General features: G+C 70.6%; 24 protein-coding genes. 9 read left to right on the plus strand and 15 right to left on the minus strand.

Annotated elements, in window-relative coordinates; all coding sequences use genetic code 11:
- Nucleotides 1-11: 11 nt before the first annotated feature.
- Genes BLA60_RS18240 through BLA60_RS18250 form a run of 3 tightly spaced genes read left to right on the plus strand, consistent with a single transcriptional unit; the run spans nt 12 to nt 3,704 of the window.
- Nucleotides 12-2,105: a catalase gene (locus tag BLA60_RS18240; RefSeq protein WP_075134115.1), complete on the plus strand. Its 2,094-nt coding sequence runs from the start codon at nt 12-14 to the stop codon at nt 2,103-2,105.
- A 12-nt stretch (nt 2,106-2,117) separates the two neighbouring features.
- Nucleotides 2,118-3,431, plus strand: coding sequence for a cytochrome P450 (locus BLA60_RS18245; RefSeq protein ID WP_084735058.1), 1,314 nt, complete (start codon nt 2,118-2,120; stop codon nt 3,429-3,431).
- 42 nt (nt 3,432-3,473) lie between these two features.
- Nucleotides 3,474-3,704: a hypothetical protein gene (locus BLA60_RS18250; RefSeq protein ID WP_075134116.1), complete on the plus strand. Its 231-nt coding sequence runs from the start codon at nt 3,474-3,476 to the stop codon at nt 3,702-3,704.
- A 49-nt stretch (nt 3,705-3,753) separates the two neighbouring features.
- Here the strand turns inward: BLA60_RS18250 and BLA60_RS18255 are convergent, their stop codons facing one another.
- The 6 genes from BLA60_RS18255 to BLA60_RS18280 form a co-directional block, all read right to left on the minus strand.
- Nucleotides 3,754-4,695, minus strand: a complete 942-nt coding sequence (locus tag BLA60_RS18255) for a TIGR03557 family F420-dependent LLM class oxidoreductase (RefSeq protein ID WP_075134117.1) — start codon at nt 4,693-4,695, stop codon at nt 3,754-3,756.
- Nucleotides 4,696-4,732: 37 nt separating this feature from the next.
- Nucleotides 4,733-5,872: a glutathione-independent formaldehyde dehydrogenase gene (locus BLA60_RS18260; RefSeq protein WP_075134244.1), complete on the minus strand. Its 1,140-nt coding sequence runs from the start codon at nt 5,870-5,872 to the stop codon at nt 4,733-4,735.
- Between the two features lie 224 nt (nt 5,873-6,096).
- On the minus strand, nt 6,097-6,360 hold the full coding sequence (locus BLA60_RS18265; protein ID WP_154814432.1) for a hypothetical protein: 264 nt from the start codon (nt 6,358-6,360) through the stop codon (nt 6,097-6,099).
- Between the two features lie 341 nt (nt 6,361-6,701).
- Nucleotides 6,702-7,229 (minus strand): hypothetical protein, encoded by a 528-nt coding sequence (locus tag BLA60_RS18270; RefSeq protein ID WP_075134119.1) that lies wholly within the window; start codon nt 7,227-7,229, stop codon nt 6,702-6,704.
- A 3-nt stretch (nt 7,230-7,232) separates the two neighbouring features.
- Nucleotides 7,233-7,466 (minus strand): hypothetical protein, encoded by a 234-nt coding sequence (locus tag BLA60_RS18275; RefSeq protein ID WP_075134120.1) that lies wholly within the window; start codon nt 7,464-7,466, stop codon nt 7,233-7,235.
- 119 nt (nt 7,467-7,585) lie between these two features.
- Nucleotides 7,586-8,593 (minus strand): aldo/keto reductase, encoded by a 1,008-nt coding sequence (locus BLA60_RS18280; RefSeq protein WP_075134121.1) that lies wholly within the window; start codon nt 8,591-8,593, stop codon nt 7,586-7,588.
- A 90-nt stretch (nt 8,594-8,683) separates the two neighbouring features.
- Between BLA60_RS18280 and BLA60_RS18285 the strand changes: the two genes are divergently transcribed.
- Nucleotides 8,684-9,487 (plus strand): ion transporter, encoded by an 804-nt coding sequence (locus BLA60_RS18285; protein WP_075134122.1) that lies wholly within the window; start codon nt 8,684-8,686, stop codon nt 9,485-9,487.
- Here BLA60_RS18285 and BLA60_RS18290 read toward each other — a convergent pair.
- Both BLA60_RS18290 and BLA60_RS18295 read right to left on the minus strand, forming a co-directional pair.
- Nucleotides 9,476-9,673: an RNA-binding S4 domain-containing protein gene (locus BLA60_RS18290; RefSeq protein ID WP_075134245.1), complete on the minus strand. Its 198-nt coding sequence runs from the start codon at nt 9,671-9,673 to the stop codon at nt 9,476-9,478. The genes BLA60_RS18285 and BLA60_RS18290 overlap by 12 nt on opposite strands.
- 53 nt (nt 9,674-9,726) lie before the next feature.
- Entirely contained in the window at nt 9,727-11,772 is a 2,046-nt protein-coding gene (locus tag BLA60_RS18295) for an ATP-binding protein (protein WP_075134123.1), read from the minus strand.
- A 121-nt stretch (nt 11,773-11,893) separates the two neighbouring features.
- Here BLA60_RS18295 and BLA60_RS18300 point away from each other — a divergent pair, with 121 nt between their 5' ends.
- Nucleotides 11,894-14,518: a type 1 periplasmic-binding domain-containing protein gene (locus tag BLA60_RS18300; protein WP_154814433.1), complete on the plus strand. Its 2,625-nt coding sequence runs from the start codon at nt 11,894-11,896 to the stop codon at nt 14,516-14,518.
- Here the strand turns inward: BLA60_RS18300 and BLA60_RS18305 are convergent.
- A complete protein-coding gene (locus BLA60_RS18305; protein ID WP_075134125.1) occupies nt 14,500-15,096 on the minus strand; it encodes a TetR/AcrR family transcriptional regulator in 597 nt (198 codons plus the stop codon). The genes BLA60_RS18300 and BLA60_RS18305 overlap by 19 nt on opposite strands.
- A 108-nt stretch (nt 15,097-15,204) precedes the next feature.
- Between BLA60_RS18305 and BLA60_RS18310 the strand changes: the two genes are divergently transcribed.
- The gene (locus BLA60_RS18310) at nt 15,205-17,394 is read left to right on the plus strand and encodes an MMPL family transporter (protein ID WP_245812041.1); all 2,190 of its coding nucleotides are present in this window, start codon (nt 15,205-15,207) and stop codon (nt 17,392-17,394) included.
- On the opposite strand, the gene BLA60_RS18315 is transcribed toward BLA60_RS18310, so the two are convergent.
- Nucleotides 17,363-18,118 carry an SDR family NAD(P)-dependent oxidoreductase gene (locus BLA60_RS18315; protein WP_075134127.1) on the minus strand — a complete coding sequence of 252 codons (756 nt, stop codon included), beginning with the start codon at nt 18,116-18,118 and terminating at the stop codon, nt 17,363-17,365. The two genes, BLA60_RS18310 and BLA60_RS18315, sit on opposite strands and share 32 nt — an antisense overlap.
- Before the next feature lie 54 nt (nt 18,119-18,172).
- Here BLA60_RS18315 and BLA60_RS18320 point away from each other — a divergent pair, with 54 nt between their 5' ends.
- Nucleotides 18,173-18,514, plus strand: a complete 342-nt coding sequence (locus tag BLA60_RS18320; protein WP_075134128.1) for an ArsR/SmtB family transcription factor — start codon at nt 18,173-18,175, stop codon at nt 18,512-18,514.
- Nucleotides 18,515-18,567: 53 nt separating this feature from the next.
- Here BLA60_RS18320 and BLA60_RS18325 read toward each other — a convergent pair whose 3' ends face one another.
- Entirely contained in the window at nt 18,568-19,050 is a 483-nt protein-coding gene (locus BLA60_RS18325) for an anthrone oxygenase family protein (protein WP_075134129.1), read from the minus strand.
- Nucleotides 19,051-19,541: 491 nt separating this feature from the next.
- Here BLA60_RS18325 and BLA60_RS18330 point away from each other — a divergent pair, with 491 nt between their 5' ends.
- Entirely contained in the window at nt 19,542-20,633 is a 1,092-nt protein-coding gene (locus BLA60_RS18330) for a ScyD/ScyE family protein (protein WP_075134130.1), read from the plus strand.
- Between the two features lie 18 nt (nt 20,634-20,651).
- Nucleotides 20,652-21,479 carry an NAD(P)H-binding protein gene (locus BLA60_RS18335; protein ID WP_075134131.1) on the plus strand — a complete coding sequence of 276 codons (828 nt, stop codon included), beginning with the start codon at nt 20,652-20,654 and terminating at the stop codon, nt 21,477-21,479.
- 119 nt (nt 21,480-21,598) lie between these two features.
- Here BLA60_RS18335 and BLA60_RS18340 read toward each other — a convergent pair whose 3' ends face one another.
- From BLA60_RS18340 to BLA60_RS18355, 4 genes are all read right to left on the minus strand, one after another.
- Nucleotides 21,599-22,159 carry an anthrone oxygenase family protein gene (locus BLA60_RS18340; protein ID WP_084735060.1) on the minus strand — a complete coding sequence of 187 codons (561 nt, stop codon included), beginning with the start codon at nt 22,157-22,159 and terminating at the stop codon, nt 21,599-21,601.
- A 71-nt stretch (nt 22,160-22,230) separates the two neighbouring features.
- A complete protein-coding gene (locus BLA60_RS18345) occupies nt 22,231-23,043 on the minus strand; it encodes an AfsR/SARP family transcriptional regulator (protein WP_075134133.1) in 813 nt (270 codons plus the stop codon).
- A 238-nt stretch (nt 23,044-23,281) separates the two neighbouring features.
- On the minus strand, nt 23,282-23,623 hold the full coding sequence (locus BLA60_RS18350; RefSeq protein WP_084735061.1) for a nuclear transport factor 2 family protein: 342 nt from the start codon (nt 23,621-23,623) through the stop codon (nt 23,282-23,284).
- A gap of 189 nt (nt 23,624-23,812) precedes the next feature.
- Nucleotides 23,813-24,571: a class I SAM-dependent methyltransferase gene (locus BLA60_RS18355; RefSeq protein WP_154814435.1), complete on the minus strand. Its 759-nt coding sequence runs from the start codon at nt 24,569-24,571 to the stop codon at nt 23,813-23,815.
- Between the last annotated feature and the right edge of the window lie 163 nt (nt 24,572-24,734).

Raw genomic sequence — 24,734 nt, forward strand, 5'->3', positions numbered from 1 at the left:
CGCGACAGGTCATGACCGACCGCAAGGACGAGCAGCTCGCCGGTCACCGCAGTGGGCCGGACCTGTCGCCGCTGACGACCCAGCAGGGGGTGCGGGTCGACCACACCGACGACTCGCTCTCGGCGGGGGTGCGGGGGCCGACGCTGCTGGAGGACTTCCACGCCCGGGAGAAGATCACCCACTTCGACCACGAGCGGATCCCCGAACGTGTCGTGCACGCGCGCGGCGCCGGCGCGTACGGCACGTTCGCCCCCTACGACGACGCGCTGGCCGAGTTCACCTGCGCGCGTTTCCTGACCGATCCCGCGGTCGAGACGCCGGTGTTCGTGCGGTTCTCCACCGTCGCCGGGTCGCGCGGGTCGGCCGACACGGTCAGGGACGTGCGCGGGTTCGCCACCAAGTTCTACACCGGCCAGGGAAACTACGACCTGGTCGGCAACAACATGCCGGTGTTCTTCATCCAGGACGGCATCAAGTTCCCCGACTTCGTGCACGCGGTGAAACCCGAGCCGCACAACGAGATCCCGCAGGCGGCGTCCGCGCACGACACGCTGTGGGACTTCGTGGCGCTGCAACCCGAGACGCTGCACATGATGCTGTGGCTGATGTCCGACCGCGCGCTGCCACGCAGCTACCGGATGATGCAGGGCTTCGGCGTGCACACCTTCCGGCTGGTCGCCGGGGACGGCCGGGGCACGTTCGTGAAGTTCCACTGGACCCCTCGGCTGGGCACGCACTCGCTGGTGTGGGACGAGACGCAGAAGATCGCCGGCAAGGACCCCGACTTCAACCGCCGCGACCTGTGGGACGCGATCGAGGCCGGGCAGTACCCGGAGTGGGAGCTGGGGGTTCAGCTGATCCCGGAGTCCGACGAGTTCGCGTTCGACTTCGACCTGCTGGACGCCACCAAGCTCGTCCCGGAGGAGCTCGTGCCGGTGCGGCCCGTCGGCCGGATGGTGCTCGACCGCAACCCGGACAACTTCTTCGCCGAGACCGAGCAGGTCGCGTTCCACACGGCGAACGTGGTGCCCGGCATCGACTTCACCAACGACCCGCTGCTCCAGGCACGCAACTTCTCCTACCTGGACACCCAGCTGATCCGGCTCGGCGGGCCGAACTTCGCGCAGCTGCCGGTCAACCGGCCGGTGGCACCGGTGACCACCAACCAGCGCGACGGCTACCACCAGCAGACCATCCACACCGGACGCGCCGCCTACCACCGCAACACCCTGTCCGGCGGCTGCCCGGTGGTCGGCGGCGACCTGGCCGACGGCGTGTTCGCGCACTACCAGGAGAAGGTCGACGGCGCGGCGGTCCGGGAGCGCGCCGAGAGCTTCCGCGACCACTACGGTCAGGCAGCGTTGTTCTGGCACAGCATGTCCGATGTGGAACGTGAGCACATCGTCGCCGCGTTCCGGTTCGAGCTGGGCAAGGTGGCGGAACGGGACATCCGCGCCGGGGTCGTCGGGCATCTCAACCGCGTCGCCCACGACCTGGCCGAACGGGTCGCCACCGGCGTCGGTGTACCGGTGCCCGCCGCGACCGCCGCCCCGCCGCGCGACCGCCGCTCGCCCGCGCTGAGCCAGCTGCCCGTCCGCTCGGACTCGGTCGCCACGCGGCGGGTCGCGGTGCTCGTCACCGACGGCGTCGACGGCGCGGGCCTGGCCACGGTCGCGTCCGCGTTGCGGGAGCGGGGCGCGGTCGTCGAGACGCTGGCCCCGGCCGACGGCACGGTCCGCACGGCCGAGGGCGACCTGCCGGTGGACCGCGCCATGAACACGATGTCCTCGGTCCTCTACGACGCGGTGATCGTCCCGTCCGGCACGACGGACCTGGTGCGTGACGGCTACGCCGTGCACTTCGTCGCCGAGGCCTACAAGCACGCCAAGCCGCTGGCCGCGTTCGGCTCCGGTGTCGAGGTGCTGCGCGCCGCGCCACTCGGGAACGTCCGGTTGGCCGGTGGTCCGGACGTGACCACCGACCGGGGCGTGGTCACGACCCTGGCCGAAGCCGGCCGGATCGGCGACGACCTGGCCACCGCCTTCGTCGCCGAGCTCGCCCGGCACCGCGCGTGGGAGCGCGACACCGACGCCGTGCCCGCCTAGCAGGAGGAGACGATGACGCTGCGCCCGGTCCCCGACCTCCCGGTCGCCCAGCCGGAGAAACCCCACCTGCCGGTGACCACCCTCGGCGCCCTGGACTCGGTGCGGGTGTTGACGTCGGTGGTGGTGCCCACACTGGCCGCCGGGGTCATCAGGCGGCGACCCCGGCTGATGTGGCTGACCGAACGGTGGGGCCTTGACCGCCGGGCCATCGCCACGCTGACCCGCCTGCGCGAGCGCCACGGCGGCGCGCCGGTCGCCGTCCGGGTGCCGGGCCGCTCCCTCGTCCTTCCGCTGTCCGAAGTGGACGCCGGACGGGTGCTGGCGGGCACCCCGGACCCGTTCACCCCGGCCACGACCGAGAAACGCGCCGCGCTGCGGCACTTCCAGCCGCACGGCGTGCTGATCTCCACCGGCCGCGACCGCGACCGGCGGCGCGCGTTCACCGAGGCGGCGCTCGAACCGGAACGTGAACTCCACTCGCAGGCCGGCCGGATCGCGGCCGTCGTACGCGAGGAGATCGGCACGCTCCCGGCCGAGATCGACTGGGACAGCTTCGCCCGGGTCTGGTGGCGCGCGGTGCGCCGGATCGTGCTCGGCGACCAGGCCCGCGACGACGACGAACTGACCGACCTGCTCGGCAGGCTGCGCGCGGCGGGCAACTGGGCCTACCTCCATCCGCTCCGGCGCCGGGACCGTGCCCGGTTCGACGCCGCGCTGGCCGAACACCTCCGGTCGCCGTCGGACCGTCTGGCCACCGCCCACGGCGACGGCGTGGACCCGGCCGGCCAGGCCCCGCACTGGCTGTTCGCCTTCGACGCCGCCGGCATGGTCACCGTCCGCACCCTCGCCCTCCTGGCCCGACACCCACGCCACCTCGACACGGCCCGCGCCGAGGGGCAGCACTACACGCGCGCGTGCGTGCTCGACACGATCCGGCTGTGGCCGACCACGCCCGCGCTGCTGCGCGAGAGCGTCCGGGACACCGGGTGGGGACCGCCCGGGACCACCACGTTCCTGCACACCCCGTTGTTCCACCGCGACCCGGTCGCCCTGCCGTGGGCCGACCGGTTCGCCCCCGAGACGTGGCTGGACGGCACCGCCGCCGCCCACCCGGCGCTCGTCCCGTTCAGCGCGGGCGCCGGCCAGTGCCCTGGCCGCAACGTCGTGCTGCACGCGACCAGCACCGCGATCGCGACCGTCCTCGACGGCCACGACATCACGCTGCTCGGCGACCACGGCCTCCACCCACCGCAGCCCCTGCCGGCGACCCTGGACAACACCAGTGTCCGCCTGCGCCGCACGTTTCGTCACCCGGTGGCGTGGTAGCCGAAGGAGGCGCACCACAACCGAGATCGGATGGGAGGAACGATGACGACGACCGAAGCCGGTCACGTCACCGGAACGAAGGACAAGGTCTACAACATCCTCTGGTTCACCGAGGCGTGCCTGAGCAACGCGCTGCGCCTGGAGACCTACATCGAGGACGCCGACCGCGACGGCGACACCGAGCTCGCCGACTTCTTCCGCCGCGCACAGGGCGAGAGCCGCAAGGGTGCGGAGCAGGGCAAGGAGATCCTGTCCCGCCGCCTCACCGGGTGAGCTTCAGGCGACGACGCCGGCCCGGCACCGGGCCGGCGTCGTCGCCTGGTCACAGTCGCGGGGCGACCTCGTTCTGCCAGAAGCGGAAGAACTCCTCCTGGTGCGGGCCGATCTGCGCCACGTGCACCTGGTCGAACCCGGCGTCGGTGAACGCGCGCACCGCGTCGACGTACGGGCGGGGGTCCGGTCCGACCGGCTGGGTCAGCATGTCCCGGGTGACCAGGGTGCTGGCCTGCGCGAAGTGTTCGGGCTCGGGCAGTACCTGCGCCAGCTCGCCGGGAAGGCCCTCGTTGGGCCAGGTCCGGTGGGCGATCGCGCGGCCCTGTTCCTCGGTCGGCGCGTGGCAGACCTTGAACCCGCCCTGGGCCGGTCCCGTACCGCCCGCCTCCCGGTACCGGGCGAGCAGCTCGGCGTCCGGGTTCACGCTCACGAACCCGTCACCGATGCGGGCGGCCACCTCGGCGGCCTTCGGACCGAACGCGGACACCGCGATCGGCGGTGGTTGGTCCGGCAGCGTGTAGACGCGGGCGTTCTCGACGGTGTAGTGCCGGCCCCGGTGGCTGTGCCGGCCGCCGGAGTGCAGCAGGCGGATCACCTCGACCGCTTCGGCCAGCATCTCCAGCCGCACGTCGGCCTCGGGCCAGGCGTCGCCGAGGATGTGCTCGTTGAGCGCCTCACCCGAGCCGACGCCCAGGGTGAACCGGCCGCCGGTCTGCACCGCGGCGGTCGCCGAGGCCTGCGCCAGCACCGCGGGGTGGATCCGCACCGTCGGGCAGGTCACCGCCGTGGTGACCGGCAGGTCGACGGCCTCGGACAGCGCGCCGATCACCGACCACACGAACGGACTCTGGCCCTGGGCGTCCAGCCACGGGTGGAAGTGGTCCGAGATCCACAGCCGCTCGAACCCGGCGTCGGCCGCCAGCCGGGCCTGGCCGACCAGCTCCCGCGGGCCGAACTCCTCACAGGACAGGAAGTATCCGATACTGACCATGCCCGCCGGTTACCCGAGGGCGACCGGCTCAACCCGGTCAGGCCGCGGGGTGGAGCAGGACCTTGGTCCATCCGTCGACACGCTTGTCGAACTGGTCGTAGGCGCGCGGCGCCTCGTCGAGCGGCAGCTCGTGGGACACGATCATTCCAGGGTTGGCGCGGTCGTGCATGATCATGTCCCGCAGCTGGCGGTTGTACCGCTTCACCGGGCACTGACCGTGGCCCATCGCGATGTTCTTGTCGAACACCGAGCCGTAGTCGAACCCGATCCGGCCCTTCTTGGCGCCCTCGGTCGCCGCGCCGGGATCCTCCGGGTTGTAGACACCCACCACACCGATCCGTCCGGTCGAGCGGACGACCTCGATGAGCTTGTCCAGCACCATTTCCGGGTGTTCCTGGCCGGTGTGGTCGTGCGCCTGGTACCCGACGGCCTCGATACCGCGGTCCACACCGAACCCGCCGGTGGCGTCCATGATCACCTCGGTGGGGTCGGCCGTCGAGAAGTCGACCGGGGTGGCGCCGTACCGCCGGGCCAGCGCGAGCCGGTCAGGTTCCTTGTCCACCACGAACACGCGCGCCGCGCCCCGGATCATCGCGCTGTGCGCCGCCATCAGACCCACGGGGCCGGCGCCGAACACCGCGACCGTGTCACCCGCGCCGACGCCCGCCAACTCGGCGCCGTGGAACCCGGTCGGGAAGATGTCCGACAGCATCGCGAAGTCGGCCTCGTGGTCGGTGCCCGGCGGGAGGGTCAGCAGATTGAAGTCCGCCCACGGCACCCGCAGGTGGTCGGCCTGCCCTCCCCAGTAGGGGCCCATCATCGGGTAGCCGTAGCCCGCGGTCGGCCGCCCGGACGGGTTCGCGCGCAGGCACGCGTTCGTCCAGCCGGCATCGCAGTTGCGACACGTGCCACAGGCGATGTTGAACGGCACCGAGACGCGGTCGCCGACGGCGATCCGTTCGACCGCGTCGCCGGTCTCCTCGACCACGCCCATGTTCTCGTGGCCGAGCACCATCCCCTCGTCCAGCGGGGCGCGGCCCTCGTACGGGTGCAGGTCCGACCCGCAGATGTTCGCGGTGGTCACCCGGATCACCGCGTCCGACGGCTTCTCCAGCCGGGGCCGGGGAACCTCCCGCACGGCAACGTCGAACGCGCCGTTGAACACGACGGCCTTCACCACACACCTCCCTCATCGGAAACAGTCGAGCCCGACGGTTACCCGTTCGCGACGCGAGTACTCGCGGACCGGGTCGCGCGTTCCCCGCCACGCGACCGGCCCGTGTTCGGGCGGACACCGAGTGAATCAGCGCCGGTGGCCGTGACCCGTTCGGCCTCAGTTCGGGGCGGTGAACGTGCCGTGCAGCGTGCAGCTGCGGTTGCCGTCGTCGTCCTCCAGCCAGGTCAGCGCGTCACCGTCCACCTTGGAGGGAAGGACGGCGGTGGCGCCCAGACCGCCGCCCCCGGGGCGGCGTCGGCCTGGTACTGGGCGGTGCCACCGTCCGGCACGAAGATCGCCTTGGTCACCGGCCCGAAATCCGAGTTGTTTCCCAGGTTGTGGCCACTGAAGGTGAGCGTGGTACTCGCCTTCGCCTGACTCACCGCATAGATGATCAGCACATTTCTCGGAATGGTCGCCAACTCCTGCCGATCGTTTTCGCCCGTCATGACACCCCACCGAGGTCGCGGAACTGAATGAAGGAAATGATTTCCGAGCCCTGTTCGATTCACCAGGCCCGTCAGGCAAGCCTAGATTTCGCCGCGACGATCCAGCAAGCCCACCGACATTTCCCGATGGAACAATCACTCATTGGTCGTAGCGCGCACCTGAACTAATGACGTTCGTCATCGGCTCGGATCGAATCCGGTTCGACCGATCCCAGATACCTTTCACCGAACGGTCCAACCGGGCCACGAACTCGGTGTCATGGCCGAGCGGCCCACCACGCGGTCAGCCAGGTCGCCGGCGGCCGCGTCGAGCCGGCCCGCGGGAGGACGGGGGCGCCGGCTCAGTCCCACCACAGCACGACGGCCAGGTGACGCTGTGCCGCCTCCTCGTAGAAGTCCCGCAGGAGGGCGTGCTGGATGATCAGCGGTCCGGCCAGATCCCCATCAACCCACCGGGCGACCCTGGCCAGCTCGGCCTCGACCTCGCCCGGATCCGGCGGCACAACCGCGCGGATGTCCTGGGACGTCACGGCACGCAACGCGTCGGCAACCTCGCCGACCGGCGACGGTTCCAGCGCGGTCACCGGATGTTGCCAGATGGTGTCCGGACAGTCCCGATAAGCGGGATTGACTTCGTCATCCCCGTCGACGGCGCGCCGCAACAACGCCAGGGTCCGCGCCTCGACCCCGGCCAACTCCCACACACGTTTCAGAACACTCGGCCACCAGTTCAGATCGAGCTGATCCTCGTCAGAGACAGCCAGGAAGGAACAGACCTCGTCCACGGCCTCCACCGACCGGCGACACACGGCAAGCCGCTCGGCAGGGATACGAACGAGTTGCTGAGTCACCGCCATCCGGACCAGCACCCACTACTCGACGACATCCCGAACCCGATCCCGTGCCGCCGCGAGCAGAGCGGGGTAATCCTCACCGAACGGTTCGACCAGCGATTTCTCAAGAGAACACTCGATGTCCCACAGCACACGCTGTTCGGCCTGGTCCTCGAACTCCGCAGCCCCACGCCGGTTGATCCGACTGATCCAGTCGAACAGGACCAACGCCTCGTCCCCATCAAGCTCGACAACGACACGATCGGCGGTCACCAGCCACCCCCGGACCCCACGCGATCACCATGCACACCAACGCCTCCGAAACGTGCCACGCCGATCCGCCAGGGTACTGCGCGGAAACGACCTTCACCAGATCCCGACCGAACGGGACGTCAGCGGCGGCTCAGGGCGGGGATGTCCGGCAGCGACATCTGCTCGCGCAGCATCCGGTGTGGGGAGACCTCCGGCGGTGGCGCCGGTTCCGCGAGCCGGGCACGGTGTTGGTCGTCGAGGTCGATGTCGGGGGCGGGGAGGAGGTCGTCGAGTTGGGTGAGGGTGCGGGGGCCGATGATCGGGGCCGTCACGCCCGGTTCGCCGAGCAGCCAGGCCAGGGCGAGTTGGGGCACCGGGCGGTCGAGGGTGGCGGCGAGCGCGGTGAGCTCGTCGACGACGCGGAAGTTGCGTTCGGTCGCGCGGCGGTGGGCGGCCTCCTCCAGGGACGCGGGGGCGCGGGTGATTCGGCCGTCGGGCATCGTGTCGCGGCGGTAGCGGCCGGTGAGGAAGCCGGCGCCCAGCGGGCCCCAGGGCAGTACCCCGAGGCCGGCGGCGCGGCAGAACGGCAGCAACTCCAGTTCGGCGGACCGTTCCACCAGGGAGTACTGGGGTTGCAGGCTGACGAACGGTGCCCAGCCCTCGCGGTCCTGGGTGGCGACCGACCAGGCCAGCAGCCACGCCGGGAAGTTCGACGCGCCGAGCGCGCGGACCTTGCCGGCGCGCACCAGTCCGTCGAGGGCGGCCAGGGTGTCCTCGATCGGTGTCGTCGGGTCGGGCCCGTGCACCTGGTACAGGTCGATGGTGTCGACGCCGAGGCGTCGCAGGCTGGCGTCGCAGGCGGCGCGGATCCGGTCCGGTGACAGGCCTTCGCCGGCCGGGTCGCTCGTCCGCCAACGGACCTTGGTGGCGATCACGACGTCGTCGCGGTGCCGGGCCAGCCACGGGGCGAGGACGCGCTCGGAGGTTCCGTCGCCGTAGACGTCCGCGGTGTCGATGAACGTGCCGCCGGCGTCGCGGAACCGGTCGAGGATCCGGTACGCCTCGTCGGTCGGGGTGTCCCCGCCCATGTGCATGGCGCCGAGACAGAGACGGCTGACCGTCAGCTGGCCGAGTTCGGTGGTTCGCATCCGCCGAGTCTGCGACCCGGAGCGCGCTCCAGGTCAACCCCACCCGCTAGATTTGATCTTGACAGGACATCGTTGTGGGGAGCGGTACTGGTGAGTGTGCGGGTGCGGTTGCGGGAGATCGTCGACGCGCCGGTGTTCCAGCAGGTGATCATGGGCGTGATCGTGCTCAACGCGATCACCCTCGGCGCTGAGACGTCGCCGTCCCTGGTGGCCGAGTACGGGCCGGTGCTGCACGCGGTGGACCGCGCGGTGCTGGTGGTCTTCGTGGTCGAGCTGGTGGCCCGGATCTACGCGCACGGCTGGCGGTTCTTCACCGACCCGTGGAACTGGTTCGACACGGTGATCGTCGGGATCGCGCTGCTGCCCACGTCGGGGGCGTTCTCGGTGCTGCGCGCGCTGCGGATCCTGCGGGCCCTGCGGCTGATCTCGATCGTGCCCAGCATGCGGCGCGTGGTGTCGGCCCTGCTCGGCGCGCTGCCGGGGATGGCGTCGATCGCGGCGCTGCTGCTGCTGGTGCTCTACGTGTCGGCGGTGATGGCGACCAAGCTGTTCAGCGGCCTGTCCCCCGAGTACTTCGGCGACCTCGGCGACTCGCTGTTCACGCTGTTCCAGGTGATGACCGGCGAGGCGTGGTCGGAGGTCGCGCGCACGGTGATGAGCAAACAGCCGCTGGCGTGGATCTTCTTCGTCACCTACATCGTGGTGACCACGTTCACCGTGCTCAACCTGTTCATCGCGGTCGCCGTCAGCGCGATGGAGGCGCAGACGTCCCGGCGCACCGCACCGCAACCCGAGGACGACGAGCCCACCCTGGCCGCCGTCCTGGCCGAGCTGCGGGAACTGCGGGCCCTGCACGAGGCCGCCGCCCGCCGCGAGGAGAGCTCAGTCGGCTGAGGACACCACGGGGCGGGCCCGCTGCCCCTCGACCGTGACCACGTCCCCCGGCCGCAGCTGGGCTCCCCGGCGGACCTCGATCTCGTCGTTCACCAGCACCTGCTCGGTCTCGACGAGTTCGCGCGCGTGGGCGCCGTGCTCGGCGAGGCCGGCCAGCTTGAGGAACTGACCGAGCCGGATCGGCATGTCGTCGACGGGAACGTCCTGGATCGGTGATCGTGACACCGGCCCATCCTTCCCTATCGGTCGCCGAGCCGCGTCCGCACTCGGGTGAGGTCGGCCTCCCTGGCCTGCGACTCGTACAGCTCGGCCGCCGCGCGCCAGGCGGCCGCCGCCTGGTCGGGGTCGCCCGCCTCGGCGTGGGTGTCGCCCAGGGCTTCGAGGGTGTCGGCGCGCTGGTAGTCGTTGCCGGCCTGCTGGTACCGGGTCAGCGCCTGCCGGTAGTGGTCGACGGCCTGCCGAGGTCGGCCCGCGCGGTGGTGGACGTGGCCGAGGCTGTCGAGGGTGGCGGCCTCCCCGTCGGCGTTGCGGTGGGCGCGGTGCAGGTCGAGGGCTGCCTGGCAGTGGGTCAACGCGGCGTCGAGGTCACCGGTCCTGGCGGCGAACCAGCCGACGTCGTTGAGGGCCTCGGCCTCCCACACCGGCTGGTCGAGCCCGCGGAAGGCGGCCAGCGCCCGCCGCGCGTGGTCGAGGGCCCGCTGGTCCTCGCCCTGCCGGCCCCACGACCAGGCGAGCATCTGGTGGGTGTTCCCCTGGGCCGTCCGGTCGTCCCCGGCCAGGTCGAGGGCGTGTTCCAGGTGGCGGACCGCCTCCTCGTGGCGGTCCAGTGCCGTGTGGGCGCGGCCGAGGTAGCGGTGGGTCCTGGCGAGCGCGGTCGGGTCGGGCAGGTGCGGAGCCGAGACCAGCGCCGCCTGCCACACGGCCAGGTCGTCGTGGCGGTGCCCACGCCGGTGGTGGAACGTGTACAGGCCCCAGGCCAGCCGCCACACGTCGGCGTGCCACCCCTGCTCCACCGCGATGCGTTGGGCGGCAAGCAGGTTCTGGTGTTCGGTGTCGAACCAGGCCAGCGCGGTGTCGGCGTCGGCGAGCGGCCGGAGGTGGACGCCCGGCGCCGGCCGACCCAGGTCCAGGGAGTGGCCGCCGGGCTCCAGGAGGTGGTCGGTGGCGCGCGCGGTGTGCAGGTAGAAGTCGACAGCCCGGCGCAGGGCCGCCGTCCGCTCGGGGGCCGCCGGCCCCTGGGCGAGGGCGTAGGCGCGGACCAGGTCGTGCAGCCGGTACCGGCCGTGGGTGTCGCGCTGCGCCAGGGACGCCGCTGTCAGCTCACGTAACACCCGGCCGGCGACCGGCGGCGGCCAGCCGCTGATGCTCGCCGCCGCGTACTGGTCGAGGTCGGGGCCGGGGGCGATACCCAGGAGCAGGAACATCGTCCGCTGCTCGGCGCCCAGCGCGCGGTAGGACCAGGACAGGACCGTCGGCAGGCTCGCGGTCGGGTCCTCGTCGTCGAGGCCGTCCAGGCCCAGTTCGCGCAGTTCGCGGGCGGTGTCGGCGGGGCGTCCCCGCGCGGCGACCAGCCCGAGCGCCAGCGCGAACCCACCGCAGAACCCGATCAGCTCGGCCACCGCGTCCGGTTCCGCCGCGACCCGCGCCGGCCCGAGCCTGGACGTCAGCAGGGCGTGGGCCTCCTCGGCGGTGAGGTGGTCGAGGTGGAGCTGGGTCGCGCCGTGCCGGCTGACCAGCGCGGTGAGGGTGCGGCGGCTGGTGACCACCACCGTCGCCGCGCGGCCGCCGGGCAGCAGCGGCACGACCTGCTCGGTGCTGGCGGCGTTGTCCAGGACCACCAGGATCCGCCGCTGGGCCACCAGGCTGCGGTAGAGCGCGGCCTGCGCGTGCGGCGCGGCCGGGATCCGTCCGGGGGCCACGCCCAGCGCGTCGAGGAACCCGCGCACCGCGACCGCCGGGTCCATCGGCCCGGTGTCGGTGCTGAAACCGCGCAGGTCCACGAACAACTGCCCGTCGGGGAAGCGTTCGGCCGCGCCCTGCGCCCAGCGCACCGCGAGCCAGGTCTTTCCGCTGCCACCCGCCGCGGTGATCAGTACCGTGGCGGGCGCCGCGTCGTCCAGCAGCGCCAACTCCGCCGCCCGGCCGACGAAGTGCGCCGGGTCGGGGGGCAGTTGCCGGGGCACCGGCACCGGGTCGGGCAGCACCACCTGGTGGATCGTGCCGGCCTGCACGACCGTGCCGTACACCTGCCCGTTGACGACGTTGTGCACGTGCTCCTGCGTCACCGCTCCATTGTGGCCGCCACGTCAAACAATTCCTTCTTGATCATTCCGGAAAGGGAAATTTGTTCCGGTGGTTCGCCACGGGATGGCATGATGTGAGGTCCGTCTCATGGGGGTTTCTTACATGGCTGAAGATCATCGTGAGTTGGCGTTCGACGGGGCGTCGGAGTTTTTGTCCTGGCTTTACGCGCTCGACCGGCGGCCGTGGATATTCACCCGCGAGAAACTGCTGCCCATCGTCTATCTGCGCCACCGCGCCCCCCGGAAGTACCTGTCGGCACTGGCCGACCACTGGACCCGTCTGCGGCGACGCGGACCACGCCAGTGCGTCGTCGTCGCGGCTGGTGGCGGGAGCGGTGACGACGGGGTGGAGCAGTTGCTGGCGGCGGCGCTGGCCCGGTTCTCCCGGCGGACGTGGTTGGGCCGTGGGCAGCGGGCGCCGCACTTCGCGCTGGCGTCGTGGTTGGCGGCGCTGCGGCGGGAGAAGCCCTCGACGCTGTCCGAGGCCGAGGTCATCGCGAAGATCCGCAACCACCATTCCCGCTACGAGCTCGCCTACCAGGAGGCCCGGGAGTCGCCGGACCCGATGATCCGGGTGCCGCTGGACACCATCAGCGGGCTGCCCTGGTGGATCCAGCTGCCGGCGCACCTGCTGCCACGCGCGGCTCTGCGCCTGGCCGACACCGTGTTCGGGCCGCAGCGATGGTTCGAACGCCGGGGCGGAAGTCACCGGCGGGTCACGGTGCGCGGTGAGGCGGAACCGTTGCGCGGCACCCTGTTCGCCCTGGCCAAGCGGTGCGCCGGGATCGATGGCGAGGTGCCGTCCCAGCGGCAGATCGACGCCCTGCTCGCCGACGCGTTCCTCCAGGACCTGCGGCGCACCTACAGTCGGTCCCGGCCATTGGGCGGCGGCCGGCGGCGGCGTACCTACCCGGTCCTGCTGCTGCCCAGCGAGGGCGAACCCGCGCCGGCCGCCCTGGTCAGGGCGATCACCGACGTGCGCAACGGCCAGCCCCGGCGCGGCACCGTCAAGCGGGACCCGCTGCTGGTGGTCGTGGCCGGGCGACTGGCCGGCGACGGACCGGAACCGGAGGCCCAGGAACCGGGCAGCCCGGAGTCCGCCTACGAGGACTGGCGCGCGGACCTCGCGGCCGCCGGGCGGCGGCAACGCGTGTGGCTGCTGGCTTTCGAGGCCCCCGCGCAGCGAGCGCCGCAGAACGAGCGGGACAGGGTCAGGAAGGTCAGGCCGCCGGGCCGGGTGCCGTGGATGTCGTTCGCGAGCGTGCTGGCGGTGCTCGCGGCCCTGGTCGCGGTGCCGGTGGTGAACTACGAGTTCTGCCGGCCGCCGCTGTCCTCGCCGATCGGCCTGTTTCCCCCCGAACCACGCGACGAGATGTCACGGGAGGATCTCGGCGACGTCGACCAGTGTGTCGGCCTGGTCGGTGACAGTCCCCCGCTGGTGTCCCCGGATCTCGACGATCCGATCGAGCGGATCAGGCAGGCCAACGCGGAGGCGCTGCGCGCCGAGCACCACCTGACCGTCGTGCACCTCACGATGCTCTCGCCGGGCACCGACCAGGGCGTGCGGGCCACCCGCGAGGAGTTGCGGGGGCTGGCGATCGCCCAGCGGGAGTCGCTGGGCAGCGAGACGCCGATCCGGCTGCTGCTGGCCAACGCGGGCGCCGGGATGCGTCACGCGGACAAGGCCGCCCGCGAGATCATCCAGGCGCACCACCGGGAACGCATCGACGCCGTCGTCGGCCTCGGGATCAGTACCGAGGAGACGATCGCGGCGGTCCGCGACCTCGGCCGGGCCGCCCTGCCCGCCATCGGCTCGTCCACCACGGCCGACGAGTTGCTCACGGCCTCGCCGTTCTACTACCAGGTGAGCGTGAGCAACAAGCGCCAGGCCGCCTTCGCCGCCGAGTACGCCACCGGGGACATGCGGGCCAGCAGTGCCCGCGTGTACTTCTCCGGTGACCCGGCCGACACCTACAGCTCCGAACTGGCCACCGCCATCCGCGACCACCTGGACGACACCGTCGAGATCACCGACCATGCCGCTTACCGCACCACCGACACCGACGACGGAGAAAGCGTTTTCCAGCTGGGCAGAGAGGCCTGCACCGCCGCCGTGGACCCCGACGAGATCGTCGTGTACGCGGGCCGCGCGGAACGTTTCGGACAGTTCCTGAACGGCATGAAATCCCGCTGCGAGAACCGTTACCCGCGCATTCTGGCCACCGACGACGTGTCCCGTTTCGTCCTGGAGGGAACGAACCGGTACTACCCGAACCTGCGCCTGGACTACATCGCCCTGGCCAGCAGTGCGCTGTGGGGTTCGGAATGCGAGGCCATGAAGGAACAGGGCAGCTTCTACATCCACTACGACGACCTGTTCACCAACGCGTGCGACGAGAACCGTGACGGCCGCGCGCTGCTGTCGTTCGACGCGCTCACCCTGGTCCGCCAGGCGGCGACGAACGTCCTGAACAGCGACCCGGAGTTCCTGTGGTCCCAAGGTATCGAACCCGGCCTGTCCAAGATCCGGGGTGAGGGCCGCGTCAGCGGGGTCAGCGGCGACCTCGACTACTCCGATCCCGCCGAACCCCGCGCCCCGGCCAACAAGGCGATCATGGTCCTGCGCATCACCGACACCGGTCAGCCGTGTCTGGTCCGGGTCGACGGCCAGTTCAGCTCCCAGAACCCGATCACCGGCTCCTGCGAGCCTCAGCCCGGCGACAGGTAGCCGACCAGGGCGCGTTCGAGCTCGGCGATCCACTGTGAACGATCGGCGGGCTTGGCGGCGACGATGGTGCCGAGCAGGGAGCCGAAGATCTGGGTGGCGACCACGGCCGTGCGCCGCAGGTCAGTGGCGGGTTGGTCGGGGGACCGGGCGGTGAGCACCTCGGCGATGCGGTCCACGACGGCCGCGTGCATGCGGCGGGCGGGGGCGCCGAGGTGCTCGGGCATGTCGGTGGCGGTGAACAGGGCCTTGAAGCCGGGATTGGCGATGTTCACCTCGATCATGGGGCCGATCATCCGGCTGACGAGGTCGGGCAGCGGCAGGGACGCGAGGCCGCTGTCGAAGGCGCGGCGGTGGGCGTCGGTCAGGGCCTGTTGGTAGCGCTCGGCGAGGCCCTCGGCCAGGGCCTCCTTGTTGCGGAAGAACTGGTAGAGCGTGCCGGGTGACACGCCGGCGCGGGTGGCGACGGCGTTGGTGGTCGCCTTGGCGTAGCCGGTGTCGGCGAAGACCTCGGCGGCGGCGTCGAGCAGTTGGGCCATGCGCCGCTGGCCGCGTTCCTGGCGCCGTGGCTGAGGAGACATGCCGGTCCTCTCAGGATCGAGTTGACAAACGCGAGCAATCGCTCGTAATTTCCAATGCGAGCGATCACTCGTGTTCTGTTCGACTCTACCCTCCTCAGGAGTTCCCCCGTGCTGCCCAGTCTCGGTCGGTTCACCGTGCGCAGACGACGTCCGGTGCTCGTCGCCGCGGTCCTGCTCACCCTGCTGCTCGGCGTGTTCGGCGCCGGTGCGATCGACGCGCTGTCTCTGTCCAGGATCGACGCGCCCGGTTCGGAGTCCGACCGCGCCCGCACGGTACTCGCCGACCAGTTCGACACCGGGCCACCGAACCTGGTCCTGCTGGTCACCGCGCGGAACGGTGACGTCGACGGGATCCGCGCCGACGGCGAGCGGCTGACCGCCGAACTGGCCGCGCAGCCCGGTGTCGCCGAGGCCGCCTCCTACTGGACGCGCGGCGACTCCCCCGCGCTGCGCGCCGAGGACGGCACCTCGGCGCTGGTGCTGGCCCGCGTGCCCGGCGAGGTCAACGCCGCCCGCGCGCGGGTCGGCGAACTGGCCGAGCTGTTCACCCGGCAGTCGGCGACGGTCACCGTCGAGGCGGGCGGCCAGGACGTCGTGTTCCGCGCGATCGGCGCCCAGGCCCGAACCGACTTCCTCGCCGCGGAGCTGTTCGTGATCCCGCTGGTGCTGGTGTTGCTGCTGCTGTGGTTCCGGCGGGTGGTGCTCGCGCTGGTGACGTTGGGGGTCGGGGTGTTCGCGATCCTCGGCACGCTGGCGGCGCTACGCGGGGTCGCGACGGTGACCAGCGTGTCGACGTTCGGCGCGAACATCGCGCTGGTGATGGGACTCGCGCTCGGCGTGGACTACTGCCTGTTCATGATCGCCCGGTTCCGCGAACGGCTGCGCGAGGGCGCGACGGTCGAGGACGCGGTGGTCGAGACGCTACGCACGGCCGGCCGGACGGTGTTGTTCAGCGGGATCACGGTCGCCACGTCGTTGCTGGCGCTACTGCTGTTCCCGTTGTCGTTCCTGCGTTCCTTCGGCTACGCCGGGGCCTTCGTGGTGGTCACGGCGGTCGTCGGCGCACTGGTGATCCTGCCGGCGGCACTCGCCGTCCTCGGCGACCGGGCCCTGCCCCGGCGTCCCCGGGAGTCCGCTGTGGAACAAGGCAGGTGGTTCCGACTGGCACACACCGTCATGCGGCGACCCGCCCTCACCGGCGGTCTCCTGCTGGTGGTCGCCCTGGCGATCGCCGCCCCGGCGCTTGGCCTGCGCTTCGGCATGCCGGACGCCCGGATCCTGCCGGCCGACTCACCGGGCCGCACCACCGCCGACACGATTCGCGCCGACTACGCCCAGGAGGAGTCCGACGCGCTCTACGTCGTCGCCCCCCACGACACCAGCGACGTCACCGCCTACGCGAACCAGCTGTCCGAAGTAGACGGAATCGCCCAGGTGGACTCGGCCGCCGGACGTTTCGTTGACGGACGACGCACCGCCCCCGCTGACGCACGCTTCACCACCGACGGCGGCACCTACCTGGTCGCGATCCCCACCCAGTCGGCGCTGGAGAACGACCCGGCCGCCCTGGTGGACGCCCTGCGTGCCGTACCCCCACCGTTCGACGTGCTCATCGGCGGCAGCCCCGCCGAGTCGGTCGACTGGCGCGACCAGATGACCGAACGACTGCCGCTGGTCCTGGCGGTGATCCTGGCCCTGACGTTCGTGGTGCTGTTCCTGATGACCGGCAGCCTGCTGCTCCCCCTCAAGGCGACCGTACTGAACCTGCTCAGCCTGGGCGTGATGTTCGGCGTGCTGGTGTGGGTCTTCCAGAACGGGAACCTATCGGGCGCGCTCGGTTTCACACCGACCGGCACACTGGAGTCGAGCATCCCGGTGCTGATGTTCTGCATCGTCTACGGCCTGTCGATGGACTACGAGGTGTTCATCGTCTCCCGCATCCGCGAGGAGTACCTGTCCACGGGCGACACCCGCACGGCCGTGGCCGTCGGCCTCCAACGCAGCGGCCCCCTGGTCACCGCCGCCGCGGTGATCCTCGCCGCCTCGTTCGCCGTCTACGCCACCGGCGGCGTCGTCTACCTGAAGATGATCGGCGTCGGTATGGCGGTCGCCGTCCTGGTCGACGCGCTGCTCATCCGGGGTGTGCTGCTGCCCGCCGCCATCCGGATCGCGGGCACGGCGAACTGGTGGGCTCCCGCCCCGCTGCGCCGCCTGCACGAACGCCTCGGCATCACCGAGGCCCCACCGAACCACCCGGGTGCCGCGCTCACACGAGTTCCAGGCCACCGTCGACGGTGAGGATCTGGCCGGTGAGCCAGGTGGTGTCCGGGTCGGCGAGGCGGACGATCCAGGTGGCGACCTCGTCCGGCTCGCCCCGGCGGCGCAGCGGGATGCGGGCGGCCTCGTCGGACTTGACGCGGTTGACGGTTTCCGGGGGGAGTCCGGCGGCGGCGAGGGCGTCGCTGTCGGTGGGGCCGGGGGCGAGGGCGTTGACGCGGATGCCGGTGGGGGCGAGTTCCAGTGCCCAGCAGCGGGTGAGCTGTTCGAGGGCGGCCTTGGACGCGGCGTAGTGCGCGGCGCCGGGCAGGGGGCGGTGGCCGTAGGTGCTGGAGACGTTGACGATCGACCCGGCCGCGTGGCGTAGGTGGGGCAGGGCGGCGGCGGCGAGCAGGCTGGGCGCGGTGACGTTGAGCGCGAACAGGTCGCCGATGCGCTCGGCGGTGGTGTCGGCCAGGGGCATCAGTGCGGTGGCGCCGGCGTTGTTGACCAGGACGTCCACCCGGCCCCACCGGTCGACGGCCGCGTCGACGATCTCGCGGGGGGCGTCCGGGGCGGTCAGGTCGGCGGGGTGGGCGACGATGCCGGGGTGGCCGGCGGCCGTCTGCCGGAGCGCGTCCGCGCGTCGGCCGACGCCGAGTACCTGGGCGCCGGCGGCGGCGAAGGCGCGGGCCGCCGCGCGGCCAATGCCCGATCCGGCGCCGGTGAGGATGACGATCTTGCCGGTGAGCGGTGGTCCGGACACCGAACCCTCCTTGTTCGAAGTTCGTGAAACATCGAACAAGGTATCATCGGTCCCATGAAAGAGGCGCGGCACCCGGAGCTGACCGACATCACCCTCATCGAGGTGATGGGCGCACTGAGCGACCCCATCCGCCTCGGCCTGGTCCGCGTCCTGGCCGACGGCCGCGAACGCGGCTGGGGCGAACTCCGCGCCCCCGTCGCCAAGTCGACGCTGAGCCACCACCTGCGCGTCCTACGCGACGCCGGCATCACCCGCACGCGGCAGGAGGGCACCCGCTGCTACGTCACCCTGCGCCACCGCGACCTCGACGCCCGCTTCCCCGGCCTCCTCAACGCCATCCTCGGCGCGGCCACCAGCGACGACGTCGGCGGCCAGATCAGCCTCGCCAGCGCCTGATCACGCGCCAGGGGAAACGTCCCGATCTCCCCCGGTGACAACACAAGGCGTCGTCACAGGGCGCCCCAGGCGACCAGCGCCCAGCACATGCAGATGAAACCGAGGCTGTGCAGCCAACTGCGCATCGCGTTGAACTTGTTCCACGGCTTCTCGAAACGCTCGCGGGTCCTGGTGGCCTGGTCCAGGTGGGACTTGTCCAGCTCCCGGTTCAGCGGCATGTTGCCCCCGCCGGTCACCAGGATCGCGGCGACGTTGAGGACGAACGCCAGGATCGTCGGCAGCAGGACCGAGCCCCGGTCCCCGCCGAGCAACAACACCGCGGCGAGTGCGCTGAACAGCGCCGAACCCAGGTACGGCAGGAAGAAGCCGCCGTTCAGGATGTGAATGTTGATCTTCTGGTTGACGGTCACGTACGTCCGGTCGTCCACCGCGCGCAGTGAGGTCACCATCGCGACGTGGTAGCCGTAGAACAAACCGGCGATGAGTCCGGAGCTGATCGTCGCCAAGGCGAGTGCGATGAGCCGAACGGTGTCCATTACCACTCCTCGTGCCGTAGTTCCAGTCGCTGGCGCCCCGACAGCCTGCCATGGGGCGGGTTCGGCACGGCGGGCACAGTGCCCGGCGACGACCGCGCCCCGTACGTCCACCGCCAAGTGCACAGAGGCGCGGTCGCCGCCGAGGTCCGTGACCGTGCTCGACTCGTCGTCCTGAGTCGAGTCACCCGGTCGCTCCTTCTTCCTCGGAGGTGGCCTGTCGCGTCCCCAGACAATCGCGGTGGTCGCAACAGGTCCGCAAGACCAGCCGGCCGGTACCAGCAACTTCCTGTTGCCTTCCACCTGCGGCAGAAAGCCGGACAAACGGACATTATGCCCGCATTTCCCGGACTGAACCACAGGAATTTTTCACCTTCCGAACATGGCGTCGTCCCTGGTTCCCCTACCCCGATCCCGGGATCGTTGGACGACGCGCGATAAACGCGCGCGCCCGAATGTCCATTGTAGATCTCAATGACATGGGAAGGACCCCGATGTTCACCCGAACAAGAAAGAGACTGGCCCTCGCCTCGGCGATCGCCGTCACCCTGGGCACGTTGTTGACCCCGGCCGCGGCCGCCACCAGCGGGGTCGCCGTCCTCGCGACCGGACTGAACAACCCGCGGGGCCTGGCCTTCGCCCCGGACGGGTCGCTCTACGTCGCCGAGGCCGGCTCCGGCGGCGCCGGCCCGTGCTTCCCCGGCCCGGAGGGCTTCCCGGTCTGCTACGGCGACACCGGCGCCATCGCCAAGATCAGCAACGGTGCGGTGCAGCGCGTGGTGACCGGCCTGTCGTCCTTCGCCCCGGACACCGGCGTCGGCTCCATGGGCCCGTCGGACGTCACGCTCGTCGCCGGTCTCCCGGTGTTCACCAACGGCTACGCCGTCAAGGTCGAGCAGCGCGCCGAGCTCCCGGTGGCCGGCCAGAAGACCGCCAGCTGGCTGCTCAGCGCCCTCGGCGGCCAGATCGTCCAGCTCGCCGACGTCGGCGGCTTCGTCTCCACCGTCAACCCCGACGGCGGCAACCCGAACTCCCTCGTGGTCGACAACAAGGGCGCCACGGTCGCCGACTCCGCCGGCAACATGCTGGTCCGCTTCGGTTGGAACGGCGCCGGCACCGTCATCGCCACCTTCCCCGACCAGCTGGTCGACGCCCCGCCGGAGCTCGGTCTGCCGCCGGGCACCCAGATCCCCGCCCAGTCCGTGCCGACCGGTGTCGTCAAGGGTCCGGACGGCGCGTACTACGTCGGTGAGCTGACCGGCTACCCGTTCGTGCCGGGCACCGCACGCGTCTACCGGGTCGTGGACGGCCAGCAGCCCACCGTGTACGCCAGCGGGTTCACCAACATCATCGACATCGCCTTCGACCACACCGGGACGCTCTACGTCCTGGAGGTCTCGCACGAGGGCCTGAGCACCGGGGACATCGGTGCGCTGATCAAGGTCGCACCGAACGGCACCCAGCAGATCCTCAAGGACAACCTCAAGGGTCCCGGTGGACTGGTCATCAAGGGGGACAACGCTTACCTGACCGACTGCGGCGTCTGCCCGGACGAGGGTCGCGTTCTGCGCATCCCCCTGGCCTGACAGGGAGGCGAACCAGCCATGACCAGGGAGATCCTGGTACTCCAACCCCACGGCAAGACCGGGCGGCGGGTCGTGCCGCTGCTGCGGGCGCACGAGGACGTCACGGTCCGCGGCGCGTCCCGCGGCAGCACCCCACCGTTCGACTGGGAGGCGCCGGACACCTGGCCGGCCGCCCTGGCCGGCGCGGACGCGGCGTTCATCGTGTACTTCCCCGACATCGCGTTCCCCGGCGCCGCTGACCGCATCGGCTCGTTCATCGAGCTGGCCGTGCGCAGCGGGGTCGGCCGGCTGGTGCTGCTGTCCGGCCGGGGCGAGCACGAGGCGGAGAAGACCGAGGAGATCCTCGCGGGCAGCGGCGCGGACTGGACGATCGTCCGGTCCGCGTGGTTCACCCAGAACTTCAGCGAGGGTTTCCTCGTCGACGCCATCCACAGTGGAGTCATCGCGATGCCGGGCGGCGACGTGCGGGAACCGTTCGTCGACGTCGACGACATCGCCGAGGTGGTGGTCGCCGCGTTGACCGACGACCGGCACATCGGCCGGCTCTACGAGGTAACCGGGCCCCGGCTGCTCTCCTTCGCCGACACCGCGAAGGAGATCGGCCAGGCCCTCGGCCGGGACATCGTCCACGTGCCGGTGACCATGGAGCAGTACCACGCCGGCGCGGTCGAGCACGGGGTTCCTGCCGACTACGCCGACCTGCTGATCGGACTGTTCACCGAAACCCTCGACGGGCGCAACGCCCGGCTCACCGACGGGGTTCGGGCGGCCCTTGGCCGGGAGCCAAGGGACTTCGCCGACCACGTCAAGGCCATGGCCCTGACCGGGGTGTGGGACCCGGCGTAGGGCGACCAGTCCGGCCGGGCGGTTCCAGCGCGACGCTGGAACCGCCCGGCTTTTCCTTGTGTACCAGGCACGGGGAACGCCCCCGTCGCGTGGCGGCGGGGGCGTGCGCGGTTGCGGACTCACCCCCGGCGAACCCACAGCGAACGGATCAGGCACACCGCGGCGAGCGCGGAGGCGATGGTCCGGGCCGTGTGGGCGTTCACCCACGATTCCTCGGTGTCCTTGCGCAGCGCCGCCAGGTCGGCGATCGTGTCCGGATCACCGGCCTTGTCCAGCGTGTCGTTGATCGGGAAGTGGATGCCGAACGTGATCAGCAGGGCCGCCAGGTAGAGCAGCAGCCCGCCGAGGATCCACCGCACGGCCGCCTTGGCGCCCGCCCGGCGCTGCAACAACAGCGCCGCCCCGGTGAACACGAACGCGCCGATGAACGTGCCGACGAACAAGGGGCTCTTGTTCATCGCCCTGATGGTTTCCTGCATGACGGTCACGTAGGTCCGGTCGTCCGACTCGGCCAGCGCCGGCATGATCGAGACCGCCCAGTCGAAGAACAGGCCGGCGACGAGGCCGACGGACACCGTGGCGGTGCCGTGCACGATCCCGGTCAGCCGGCCCGACGGCGAACGGGTGACCGTCACGTCGTCCGAGAGGGAATGAACCTCAGGATTGGGTTTGGTACTCATGTCGCACCCTATCTGGTGTCGCGTAGGTGTGGGAAATGGTAGTTGCCGAAATGGTCACCCCGCTTCGTGGACTAGGAGGCAGTGGTCAGCAACTGCCCACTGGTGTATTGCTGGTGCAGTGCGGGGTCGGAATTGAGAATCGCCCGCTGAAGCCGCTGGATCCACACCGACGGCTCCAGCCCCAGCTCGTCGACCATCGTGCGGCGCAGGCGCCGGAAGATCTCCAGCGACCGCCACTGCCGGCCCGAGCGGTACTGGGCGATCATGTACTGCGCGCACAGCCGCTCGTTCATCGGGTACTTCGCGGTCAGCTCCGCCAGCTCGCTGAGCACCAGGTGGTGGCGCCCGAGCCACAGGTCGGCGTCCACACAGTCCTCGACGATGCCCAGCCGGCTCTCCTCCAGGCGGTTGACGTGCACGCTGAGCGGGTTGCCGGCCGCCACGTCGACCAGCGCCGGGCCGCGCCACATCGCCAGCGCGCGGCGCAGCGTGCTCGACGCCGCGCGGTAGTCCGCGCGGGCCATCTCCTGGATCCCCTTCCGCGCCAGGATCTCGTACTCCCCCGCGTCGAGGTCGCGGGAGTTGATCCGCAGCGAGTAGCCGGTGTGCCGGGTGACCAGCAGGGTCTTGCCGACCTCGGACTTGCTCACGCCCATGGCGTCGGCGAGACGCTGACGCAGGTGCAGGATGTAGGTCTGCAACGTCTGGTGCGAGGTCTCCGGGGGCTCGTTGCCCCACAGTTCCTCCAGCAGCAGGCGGACCGAGACGATCTCGCCGGCGTGTAACGCGAGCAGGGCGAGCACCTGGCGGTGTTTGGCCGCGGTCGGGGTGACCGCGACGCCGTTCACGTAGGTCTCCAGGGGTCCCAGCACGTTGATCTGCATGGCCACAACCTCCCAAGCTCGGCCGGAACAGGAGTCGGATGACTGGGCCGATGCGCTGGTGTAACGCTCTCAGAAGGGTCGAGCCGCCGGCAGTGATCAGGGCACGAAGGCCGATGTGAGACGGTGTGCCGCCCGGTGTGAGAAATTCATACGCGGCCGGTGAGCGGCACACTGGTGGTGGAGGGCGACGGTGGGCCGCCCTCCGTGGACGGTGGTTACCCTGCCTGGAGGACCGTTCTCAGTGGTCGCCTCCTTCGGCCGCGTCGATCGTGCATAACGAGTGGGCGACCAGCCCGTCCTGGAACGTGAGCCGGACCGACCCGGTGCCCGAGCCGTCGCCCCACTTGTAGTCGACCACGTGCACGTCACCGTCCGAACGGGAGTCCAGGACGACGAGTTCGGCCTGCGGGTACTCGGTGTAGATCGCCTCGATCGCCTCGCGGCCCCGCACCGGGGGCAGCGGAACACCACTGAACTCGAGGACACCGTCGGGCGCGTGCGCGGCGGCCAGTGCCGACCACTGACGACTGCGCGCGGCCGCGTTGAAAACCTTCACGTAACTGGCGACAACATCATTCATGGCTGATTTCTATACGCCGGACCACGTCAGGGCAATACTCCCCAGCGAAACTCGAGCGGTACTCCCGATCCGACGACAGCCGAAACACACAGGGGACACAAAAACAGCAGAGCACGACCACCGCGTCCGCTTCGGATCAGTTCCGAAGCAGCGATGGCCGCACCCTGCGGTTCTTTTTTCTGAACGGTTTCACACCTTGCGGGGCTTCCGCAGGAGGAACAGGTTGGAACCGAGGTGGTTGCTGAAGAAGGAACGGATCAGCGGCATGATGTGGTCCATGTGCTCGCCGGCCTCGGGACCGTAGGTCTTCACGATCTCGTCGCGCCGGTCGTTGTACAGGAACGCCATTCCCTCGCCGCTGAAGGCCACGTTCTGGCTCATGTCCTCGACCTTGACCAGGTCGAAGCCCGCGGCGGCCGCGCGCTCCAGGGTCTTGGCGGCCGTGGTCGGGGGCATGATCTGCCAGGTCTGCAGGAACGCGTCCAGCTCCTCGTCCGAGGGCTTCCCGTTGCGCAGGATGAACTCGCTCACCAGGAAGTAGGAACCGGGCTTGAGGACGCGGAACGCCTCGTTGTAGCCCTTCTGCCGGTCGTACAGGTGCGGGAACACCTCCAGCGCCACGGCGGCGTCGAACGTCTCGTCCGGGAACTCCAGCTCCATGGCGTTGCCGTACTGGAACGTCACGCGGTCGGAGACCCCGGCGGCCTCGGCGCTCTCGGCGGCCTTCGCCAGCTGGCTGCGGCTGACGTCGACACCGGTGGACCGGCCGCCGCTGTGCTGGGCCAGCCGAATGGCCGTGCCGCCGCTGCGGGTGCCGATGTCCAGCAGGTGGTCGGTCGCCTTCAGACCGAGGGTTTCGAAGTGGTAGTCGTCGGCCCGTTCCTGCGACCGGTTCGACAGATCAAGAAGGGTGGCCGCCGGCTCGCGTTCTCCGGGCAGGGTCCACATTCCGATGTGTAAGCTGACATCGCTGGCGATCAGGCCATGGAGGGCAGCGAACTGGTCATAATTGGTTCCGATACCCTCGGGAGTCGGCGGGACGAAGCCCTCGACGCCGGGGTCACTTGTTACCGTCACTGCTTACCACTCCCTAGGACGTTCCCTAATGTGC

This window comes from Actinophytocola xinjiangensis, from assembly GCF_001921215.1.
Lineage (GTDB): Bacteria > Actinomycetota > Actinomycetes > Mycobacteriales > Pseudonocardiaceae > Actinophytocola > Actinophytocola xinjiangensis.